Annotated in this window: 2 protein-coding genes; both read right to left on the bottom strand. The window is 71.6% G+C overall.

Annotated features, from left to right (window positions below):
* Positions 1-153: 153 nt before the first annotated feature.
* Entirely contained in the window at positions 154-855 is a 702-nt protein-coding gene (locus tag VG276_29105; protein HEV8653345.1) for a DUF998 domain-containing protein, read from the bottom strand.
* 405 nt (positions 856-1,260) lie between these two features.
* A partial coding sequence (locus VG276_29100) for a dienelactone hydrolase family protein (GenBank protein ID HEV8653344.1) occupies positions 1,261-2,137 on the bottom strand: 877 nt, incomplete at its 5' end.

The following is a 2,137-nucleotide window of genomic DNA, read 5'->3' as shown; positions in this document are numbered from 1 at the left end:
TCATTCGGCCCGGTGATGTACCCGTCCAGCGAGGTCGTGATGCCTGCGGCCACCTTCGTCATCGGTCTTCCCCCTTGGTCGTCACCAGCATCGGTCAGGACCGATGCGCCCGTCGAACCTCATCGGCGCCGGTGTCAGGCTGGTGCTCGTCGTTCACCTCGACGATCCCGGCTGGATCCGTGCGTTGATCGGCCTGCTCGCAGCGGGAAGTCCGGCCAACAGCCGCAGCGCCAACGCCGCCACGAGTCCGGACAGGATCGCCGACGCGAGCACCAGCCGCACGCTGACGCCGTCCATGTCAGGCCACGAAGCGAGCACCAGGACCGCCACCACGGCCGCAGCGCACGCTCCGACCCAACCCCACTGCCTGAGGGCGGCGAATCGGCGCACGAACACGAAACAGGCCGCCGTCCACGACACAAAGGCCACGACGAAGCCGACTTCGTGCAGGATGCCGTGCCAGCTGATCTGCTCGGGTGCCCCGGCCGGCGCGCCCGGCGGGAAGCCGGCACCCGGGTCGGCGACGAAGACCCCGGCCACGATCAGCCCGACCCCGAGGGCACCGACCAGCAAGGGGCCCCAGGTGCCGCTCCGGCCGGGACGCAGCACCCGCCACATGCCGGCGGCGCAGGCCACATACAGCACGCCGGTCACGACGAAGTTGGCGATCTGGACCCAGCCCAGCTCCCCGAGGCTCAGCAGGCTGAGCGGGTGGCGGCTCAGGTCGAACCCGTCGCGGGTGAACGCCTGGGTCAAGCCCACCGCGAGAAACAGCGGGCCGGCGACGATGCCGCAGGCCAGCAGCCGTGTGGTCTGCGTGGTTGGCGCTCCTGGGGGTGCGGTCTGCTGTGCCATCGCCCGCTCCTGTCTGCTGGCACCTCTCCGGTGCCGCTCACCAGGGACGTCGGGGCCACCGGCCCATCCCGGACATCCACCCGCCACCAAGTCGCAAATGTCACTGTCTGCGAGAGAAAGCGTCACTGGTCCTGCTGTGTCCGGACCAACTACGCAGAGTGACCGCCATCCACCTGTGTGTACGACGCCCTTGGATGGAGGTTGGAGCGCTCCACAACAAGTGTAGAGCGTCATCAGAATGTCAGTGCGCTGCGACATAGAGTGTCAGTGAATGAATGCGCGACGACCGGTCACGGTGCGTAGTCAGAAGCCGATGGTGGAGGTGGAGGTCGAGGGCGACGGCGACGGCTCAGGGTCGTCAAAGCTGCTGGTCGGCTGGGGGGCCAGACGCCGCCGGTGCGGCCGTCAGCCCAGGTGGCGCCCGAGCCAGTCGAGGACCTTCGCGTACGCCTGCGTGGCGGCGCCCTGGTTGTAGCGGGGGCCGGTGTCGTTGAAGAAGGCGTGGTTGGCGCCGGGGTAGGTGACGATCTCGTGGGTCAGCCCGGCCCGTTCGAGCGCGGCCGTGGCCGCCTCGCGGCTGGCGTTCACGCGCTCGTCCTGCTCGGCGTAGATGCCGAGCACGGCCGCCGTGGAGCCGGAGAAGTCGGCGTTGTCGGGCAGCGGCCCGTAGAACGGCGCGGCCGCGGCCAGGCGTGGCTCGCCTGAGGCGAGCAGGAGCCAGACCATGCCGCCGCCGAAGCAGAACCCGATCGCGCCTAGCTTCTGGCCGGACGCGCGGCGCCCGAGCTCGTCCAGGCCGGCCCGCATGTCGGCCACGAACCGCTCCTGCGGGGCGCTGCTGAGCGCGGCCATCGCCTTGGCCTCGTCGCCGAGGGCGGCTGTCCCGCCCTCCGCGGAGAGCAGATCGATGGCCAGCGCCGGGTAGCCGCTGGCCGCCAGCCGGCCGGCGACCGAGCGGATGTGGTCGTTGAGGCCGCGGTTCTCATGGATGACCAGGACCGCTCCGCGCGGCTGGGAGGCCGGTGCCCAGGCGCCCTGGAGGGTCCGCCCCTCCGGGCCGGGGAAGGTGACCGCCTGGGTGGCCACGGCCGGTCCGGGTGGCGTGGCCGCCCCGGACGTCACCGCAGGGGCCGGCTCGCCGTCGCCGCCGCAGGCGGCCAGGAGCGCCGAGGCCGCCGGTACGCCCAGGCCGAGCAGGGCAAGGCGCCGCAGCGCCTCCCGCCGCGGGAAAGCCCCGTCGGCGTGGTCGATCGCCACCTCTTCGGCCAGGTACCGCTGGAAC

The organism is Actinomycetes bacterium, from assembly GCA_036000965.1.
Classification (GTDB): Bacteria; Actinomycetota; CALGFH01; order CALGFH01; family CALGFH01; genus DASYUT01.
The sequence above is the reverse complement of the archived record's forward strand: the minus strand, read 5'-3'. Positions and strand labels throughout refer to the sequence as shown.

Coding starts and splice junctions, on each gene's coding strand:
- VG276_29105 (HEV8653345.1), bottom strand. CDS start 855: ATGGCACAGCAGACCGCACCCCCAGGAGCGCCAACCACGCAGACCACA.